At 64.7% G+C, this 6020-nt stretch carries 10 protein-coding genes and 1 tRNA gene; 7 read left to right on the forward strand and 4 right to left on the reverse strand.

From position 1 onward, the window contains the following. Positions 1 to 794: 794 nt before the first annotated feature. Together ACTHJR_RS04890 and ACTHJR_RS04895 are read left to right on the forward strand one after the other, a co-directional pair. Entirely contained in the window at positions 795 to 1118 is a 324-nt protein-coding gene (locus tag ACTHJR_RS04890) for a hypothetical protein (protein WP_440522004.1), read from the forward strand. A gap of 161 nt (positions 1119 to 1279) precedes the next feature. Beyond that, positions 1280 to 1717 (forward strand): VOC family protein, encoded by a 438-nt coding sequence (locus ACTHJR_RS04895; RefSeq protein ID WP_440522005.1) that lies wholly within the window; start codon positions 1280 to 1282, stop codon positions 1715 to 1717. A 63-nt stretch (positions 1718 to 1780) separates the two neighbouring features. Here the strand turns inward: ACTHJR_RS04895 and ACTHJR_RS04900 are convergent, their stop codons facing one another. After that, positions 1781 to 1978, reverse strand: a complete 198-nt coding sequence (locus ACTHJR_RS04900) for a YqaE/Pmp3 family membrane protein (protein WP_440522006.1) — start codon at positions 1976 to 1978, stop codon at positions 1781 to 1783. A gap of 155 nt (positions 1979 to 2133) precedes the next feature. Here ACTHJR_RS04900 and ACTHJR_RS04905 point away from each other — a divergent pair, with 155 nt between their 5' ends. Further along, on the forward strand, positions 2134 to 2508 hold the full coding sequence (locus ACTHJR_RS04905; protein WP_440522007.1) for a hypothetical protein: 375 nt from the start codon (positions 2134 to 2136) through the stop codon (positions 2506 to 2508). A gap of 108 nt (positions 2509 to 2616) precedes the next feature. After that, entirely contained in the window at positions 2617 to 3042 is a 426-nt protein-coding gene (locus tag ACTHJR_RS04910; protein WP_440522008.1) for an HNH endonuclease, read from the forward strand. Positions 3043 to 3433: 391 nt separating this feature from the next. On the opposite strand, the gene ACTHJR_RS04915 is transcribed toward ACTHJR_RS04910, so the two are convergent. Next, positions 3434 to 3519 (reverse strand) — tRNA-Pro (locus ACTHJR_RS04915). Positions 3520 to 3599: 80 nt separating this feature from the next. Continuing rightward, positions 3600 to 4064, reverse strand: a complete 465-nt coding sequence (locus ACTHJR_RS04920) for a hypothetical protein (protein ID WP_440522009.1) — start codon at positions 4062 to 4064, stop codon at positions 3600 to 3602. Between ACTHJR_RS04920 and ACTHJR_RS04925 the strand changes: the two genes are divergently transcribed. Genes ACTHJR_RS04925 through ACTHJR_RS04935 form a run of 3 tightly spaced genes read left to right on the forward strand, consistent with a single transcriptional unit; the run spans position 4063 to position 4984 of the window. Continuing rightward, on the forward strand, positions 4063 to 4263 hold the full coding sequence (locus ACTHJR_RS04925) for a hypothetical protein (protein WP_440522010.1): 201 nt from the start codon (positions 4063 to 4065) through the stop codon (positions 4261 to 4263). The two genes, ACTHJR_RS04920 and ACTHJR_RS04925, sit on opposite strands and share 2 nt — an antisense overlap. Next, positions 4260 to 4631: a hypothetical protein gene (locus ACTHJR_RS04930; RefSeq protein ID WP_440522011.1), complete on the forward strand. Its 372-nt coding sequence runs from the start codon at positions 4260 to 4262 to the stop codon at positions 4629 to 4631. Before ACTHJR_RS04925 ends, ACTHJR_RS04930 begins: the two co-directional genes overlap by 4 nt. A gap of 5 nt (positions 4632 to 4636) precedes the next feature. Then, entirely contained in the window at positions 4637 to 4984 is a 348-nt protein-coding gene (locus ACTHJR_RS04935; RefSeq protein ID WP_440522012.1) for a hypothetical protein, read from the forward strand. Positions 4985 to 5015: 31 nt separating this feature from the next. On the opposite strand, the gene ACTHJR_RS04940 is transcribed toward ACTHJR_RS04935, so the two are convergent. After that, on the reverse strand, positions 5016 to 6020 hold a 1005-nt coding region (locus ACTHJR_RS04940; RefSeq protein ID WP_440522013.1), incomplete at its 5' end, for an ATP-binding cassette domain-containing protein.

Genomic DNA, 6020 nt, shown 5'->3' on the forward strand with positions numbered 1-6020 from the left:
CCGCCGGCGCCGCCGCCGCGATGGAGAGCGCGGCAGCGAGCAGGGCCAGCCCTGTCGTTGGTTTCATGATACACCTCGTCATCAGGAGCGCCGCCGCCGATCGCGCGCGCCGACCGGCGGCGGCGCGCAAAGAACGCGGGCAAGGGCGCCCGGGCCCCGACCGGAAAAGCCGTTGATCGTCTCGACGGGGCAGGCCGAGGGTGGCGCGGTGCCGCATCGCGGCGAAGCGTTGCGGGGGAGGTGGACGTGTCGCGTCGGGGTAAGGGCGTGGTGCGATGACCCAGCTCCGGCTGGCGATCGCCGAGTCTGCAGCCTGGGCTGACAGACCCTCACCCTTCCGGCCGCTTAGCGCCTCCCTCCCGCATTAGGTAAACAGCGCCCCGCGCTGTTTAGGTCATTCCGGGGGCATGACCGGCCTGATGCGCCCGCATGCGGGAGAGGCGCGACGGGTGGACAGCGCCCCGCGCTGTCCAGACCATGCCGGGGGCATGGTCGACCCGTCGCGGGGCCCGCCGCCGTAGGCGGTGGGAAGGGTGAGGGTCTGTTGACCCCGCAGGCAATCAAACCACGGATGCAGCCCATTGCCCCCTGACCCGAAGAGCAGCAGACGCCCGCCGCATGACCGGTGAGCCCCCCGCCGTCAAACACCGTCGCCCACCAGTCGCACGGCACATTTCCCCAGCCGCCCGAACACCTTAACCTCACCGAAATCCGCGAGCCACGGAACATTCAGGGGCGTTCGCGCATACCTCAGGGGTCACCGCATCCTGGTGTCGCAACCACAGGAGTCCAATATGAAGATCGCCTCCGCCCTCGCGGCGGCCGCGACCCTGGCCGTCCTCGTTCCTTCCGCCGCCAGCGCGCAAGGCTGGCAGTCGATGAACCAGCGCAAGACGAATATCGAGCGCCGCATCGACATGGGCGTCCGCAACGGCGCGTTGACCCGCGGCGAGGCGTCGCGCCTGCGCACGCGCTTCGCCAATCTTCAGCGGCTCGAATGGCGTTATAGCCGCAATGGCCTGACCTGGACCGAGCGTCGCGACCTCGATCGCCGGTACAACGCGCTGAGCGACTCGATCCGCATCCAGCGCCACGACCGCCAGCGCCGCTGGCGCTGAGGCCGGTCGCCGACGGGTCGGCGCTGCCGATCCTGGCGCCAAGCAATGTCCGGCCGGCGGCGTCCCAGCCGCCGGCCGCTCCCACCCCCGGCCCGGCGCTTGCGCCGTCCGCCGGCGCCTTTACCCTCCGTCGCCTCGAACCACCGCATCGGAGCGGACGCATGGCGCTCAAACGAATGGACAATGTCGGGATCGTCGTCGAGGACCTCGACGCGGCCGTGGATTTCTTTCGCGAACTCGGCCTCGAGCTCGAAGGGCGGGCGACGATCGACGGCGAATGGGCCGGCCGCGTCACCGGCCTGGGCGACCAGCGTGTCGAGATCGCCATGATGCGCACGCCGGACGGGCATAGCCGGTTGGAACTGTCGCGCTTCCTGCGGCCGGCGGTCGTCGCGGATCATCGCAACGCGCCGGTCAATGCGCTGGGGTATTTGCGCGTGATGTTCGCGGTGGGCGATCTGGACGAGACGCTGGAGCGGCTGCGCCCTCACGGCGCGCGGCTCGTGGGGGACGTGGTCGATTATCAGGGCGTGTACCGGCTCTGCTACATCCGCGGGCCGGAAGGGCTGCTGATCGGGCTGGCGCAGGAGCTTCGATGAGGGCGGCGCGACGGACCGCCGGGCTACCCACGGCGTCGCCCGAGCGCGCGGCCTACCCCGCGATCAGCGAAATTGCTCGCGCCGGAATGCGTCGATCTTCTGGTCGGTCTTGTATTGGCTGAGCGAATAGACCGCCCAGATCGCGGCCGGCAGCCAGCCGACCAATGTGATCTGCAGCGCGAGACAGACGAACCCGGCGAGGGGGCGTCCGATCGTGAAGAACAGCAACCACGGCAGCAATAAAGCGATGATCAGGCGCAAAACATGCCTCCCTTTGCGGGCTCGATATCACGATCGCGGCCGATAGGTCACGGGAATCTTTGCCCGATTCGGCCGCGACGTGACGTTTCAGCGGGCCGCTATATCGGTAGACTGCGAGCTTGTCCGAGCCGGCAGACGCGACATAAGATCGTGGAATGATGCTGATCCCTGTTATCGCAATGCTAATCGCCGACCCACGCGAGCCTGACTTTCCCGAGCAGGTTCCCGGTCTGGTGGAAGCGTGCCTGGAAAGCGCAGTTGCGACGAACTCCGTGACCGAAACGGACGACAGCCAAAAATATATCTGCGCTGGCGACACGGCCGCGCGGCTCTGGAAATTTTTGGAGCGCGCAAAAATAAAATCCTATGAGCAGGATACGCCCGACGAGGGTCGATGGCTCGGCCGCGACTTCCCGCTTGGCGCCTGCTTCAAGCAAATTCGGCGGCCCGACGGCATGGCGGGAGGCAACGGATTATCATGCACCATATGGGTGCCGCGTCCGATCGTGGGCGCTGCCGACAAGTCTTGACGCCGCCGCTCTTCTATCCCTGACGCGACGCTCCGCACCGTAACTCTGGCGAACTGTCGAAGTGACCGAACGATTGCGCGGCCTCATGCGACATGACAGGCTGGCGTCATGGACGAGGCGCGGCGACAGGCGGAAATCGACGCGGCGTGGTTGTTGCACGCGGGCCCGGAAGACCCCTGGGCCGAGCGGCGGCGCTGGCTGACGGCGCATCTCGAGCGACAGGGCGGCAAGTGTCATTATTGCGACCTGACCTTCGACCCGCGCTACATCGACCCGATGGACCGGGCGACACTCGACCATGTCGTGCCGCGGTCGCGCGGCGGCGAGGATAGCGAAGCCAATACCGTGGCGGCGTGCCTGCTGTGCAATACCGCGAAGGGCGACATGCTCCCGGACGAGGCGCTGGAAGCGCTACCCGCGGCGCGCGCCAGGATCCTCGCCAATCGCGAGCGCCGCTTCCTGTGGCGGCCGGACAAGAGGCCGGGGTACAGGGCGCCGCAGCGGGCGGGGGTTGAAGGAGGCGTGGCGGGGTAGGTGGGTTAGTTTATGCCCCGTCGGGGAGAGTTTGGTGCATTTAGTAAACTGCCACCGTAACCCTTATGAGGGGCTTTCGGACCACTTTCACGGCCACCTTACGGTCGATCACAGCAAGACCTTTGTGCGAGGTGCCATCACCCATACGAACTTTGCGGAGAGCTATCACAGCCTCTTGAAGCGCGGCATCATCGCACGTTCCACCACATTTCGGATTAGCACATTCCGAAATACTTGGCCGAGTTTGACCGCCGCTGGAACACCCTTAAGGACCGCGACGGTAACCGCACGGTATCGGTTATCGGCCCGGCCTGCGGACGCCGCCTGACCTACAAGGGACTGGTCGGATAGGACCAGCCCCTTGCAGATTCACGTGTTTTGGCGTAGATAATGGTGGCCCCGGCGGGACTTGAACCCGCACGTCCCTAGACCACGGCTTCCAAGGCCGCTGCGTGCTACCAATTTCGCCACGGGGCCGGATGGAACGGCGGAACGCTCCTAACGTCCCGCACGCCCGTCAATTCGGATTAAGGCGGCTCCATAATGGGTCTCCTTGATTAGAGTGTTGGAAACAGGGGGTCGGACGCTGCCTTGCCGGGGGTGTCCGACCCCTTGTCTTTCTGGCCCTTGAGGAACCACTGGTATCCTCCTGGACGATCTCGTTCGTACTTGGTGCCCTCGAACCGGCGAAGCTCGTTTCCGACGCTGCGGATCGAAATGCGATCATCATACTCTGGCGCGAGCGCCTCATATTCGAGGATCGTCAGGCCGGGACGATCCGTCAGCATCTGATCCAGAACCCGCGGCACAGTGCCGCGCGGAGCCTTGCCGCTCGGGGATCGAATCTTGGTTATCGTAGCGTCGGCACGCTGCTCGATCTCACCCGCCGGGATCGTCCCGCCGAGCGCGAGCAACACTTCGGTCGCCTTGGCTTTGCCACCGGCAACATACGCATCCTTCAACGCCGCGCGGATCGCTGCTATGATGGGCGTCAAGTCAACAGATTCCGGATCGAACGCCATGCCCGACTCACCTTCAAAGACCACAGGTGGGATGCATGTAGGCGAAAACGCCAAAACACGCAAGGGCAGCAAAGTCGAATATGACGCCCCGGTCAGCCTTGCACCATTATCCACAGGCGATGCGCTTCGTGGCCTGTTCGCGATTCCTGACCCCGATGCGACCAAGCCCAAGCATGCAAAGAAAAAGGCTACCAAGTGAAGCGCATCGCGCTGGTCGCGATCCTCGCGCTGACCGCGTGCCAGCCGCAGCAGCCGAGCGCGGACAAGGCCGAGCTTGATGACCTTCGCGTGCGGGTGCGTGCGCTGGAGCAAGGGCAGGATCAGATCGTCAACGAGATACGCGCCGATGAGGCGAAGGCCGACGCCAAGCCGGTCGCGGCAGAGCCGCCCGCGATGACGTATGAGCTTGCGGGCGGCAAGGGACCGAACCGCCAGTATCCGACCAAGGCGCGTTGTGAGGCAGCAAAGGCGGTTCTGGATGAGGGGCTAGCCATATCGAGACGTGACGCGGAAGCCCAAGGGGCGATTGTGGTTAGCCAGCCGACCTATATGTGCGTCCCTCTGTAGGGGCTGTGCAAACATCTACTAAATCGCCGGAATTTCATAATGTTTCGGAGCAGATTACGCAAAGTACGGTTGATTCGATCAGCCAATACGCATCGCCTGCGGTTTGGTCCGATGCAGAAGTGCGCCGTGTCCTGAACACCGGCATTTCACTGGATAAGCGCGTTATTCTGCTGCTGGCTTCCGCTGAAGGCCGTGCGAGCCAGGCCGACTTGTTTCCTTGGCTCGATCACGGAGTGCGATCGACATTCAATAAGCGCCTCGCCGAATTCCACAGAAAGCGGTTCATCGAGACAAAAGCTTATGGGGCAGACGTGCAACTGCTGCCTCCTGGAGCGGAGGTAGCAGCCAAGTAATGTCCGGCAGAGCAAGCCCTCGCAGCATAGCTCACTCCGCCGCCACAACCTCCCGCTTAGCCTTCACCTTCCCATCCTTCCCCCGCAACAACGGCGCAAGGTACTTGCCGGTAAAGCTCCGCTCCTTCGTCACCACCTCTTCCGGCGTCCCGACCGCGACGATCTCGCCGCCCTTAACACCCCCCTCGGGCCCCAGGTCGATGATCCAGTCCGCCGTCTTGATGACGTCGAGATTGTGCTCGATCACCACCACCGTATTGCCCTGCTCGACCAGAGCATGGAGCACTTCGAGCAGCTTGCGGACGTCCTCGAAATGCAGGCCGGTGGTCGGCTCGTCGAGGATGTAGAGCGTGTTGCCGGTCGCGCGGCGGCTGAGCTCCTTGGCCAGCTTCACGCGCTGCGCCTCGCCGCCCGATAGCGTCGTCGCCTGCTGGCCGACCTTGATATAGCCGAGCCCGACCTCGACCAGCATCTCCATCTTGTCGCGGATCGGCGGCACCGCCTTGAAGAATTCGGCGGCGTCCTCGACCGTCATGTCGAGCACGTCGGCGATCGACTGGCCCTTGAACTTCACTTCCAAGGTCTCGCGATTGTAGCGCGCCCCGTGGCACACGTCGCACGTCACATAGACGTCGGGCAGGAAGTGCATCTCGATCTTGAGCACGCCGTCGCCCTGGCACGCCTCGCACCGGCCGCCCTTGACGTTGAAGCTGAACCGCCCGGGCTTGTAGCCGCGCGCCTGGCTCTCGGGCAGGCCGGCGAACCAGTCGCGGATCTGGGTGAAGGCGCCGGTATAGGTCGCCGGGTTCGACCGCGGGGTGAGGCCGATCGGCGACTGGTCGATGTCGATGACCTTGTCGAGATATTGCAGCCCGGTGATCTTGTCGTGCTTGCCCGACAGGATGCGCGCGCCGTTGCGCGGGCGCGCGGCCGCCGCATAGAGCGTGTCGCTCGTGAAGCTCGACTTGCCCGATCCCGACACGCCGGTGATGCAGGTGAAGGTGCCGATCGGGATGCTCGCGGTCACCCCGCGCAG

The organism is Sphingomonas sp. (assembly GCF_051962185.1).
Lineage (GTDB): Bacteria > Pseudomonadota > Alphaproteobacteria > Sphingomonadales > Sphingomonadaceae > Sphingomonas.

Bases quoted from the DNA above. Each gene is read 5' to 3' on its own strand.
- ACTHJR_RS04905 (WP_440522007.1), top strand. From the start codon at position 2,134: ATGATGCTGATCCCTGTTATCGCAATGCTAATCGCCGACCCACGCGAG.
- ACTHJR_RS04925 (WP_440522010.1), top strand. From the start codon at position 4,063: ATGCCCGACTCACCTTCAAAGACCACAGGTGGGATGCATGTAGGCGAA.
- ACTHJR_RS04895 (WP_440522005.1), top strand. From the start codon at position 1,280: ATGGCGCTCAAACGAATGGACAATGTCGGGATCGTCGTCGAGGACCTC.
- ACTHJR_RS04910 (WP_440522008.1), top strand. From the start codon at position 2,617: ATGGACGAGGCGCGGCGACAGGCGGAAATCGACGCGGCGTGGTTGTTG.
- ACTHJR_RS04920 (WP_440522009.1), bottom strand. From the start codon at position 4,064: ATGGCGTTCGATCCGGAATCTGTTGACTTGACGCCCATCATAGCAGCG.
- ACTHJR_RS04890 (WP_440522004.1), top strand. From the start codon at position 795: ATGAAGATCGCCTCCGCCCTCGCGGCGGCCGCGACCCTGGCCGTCCTC.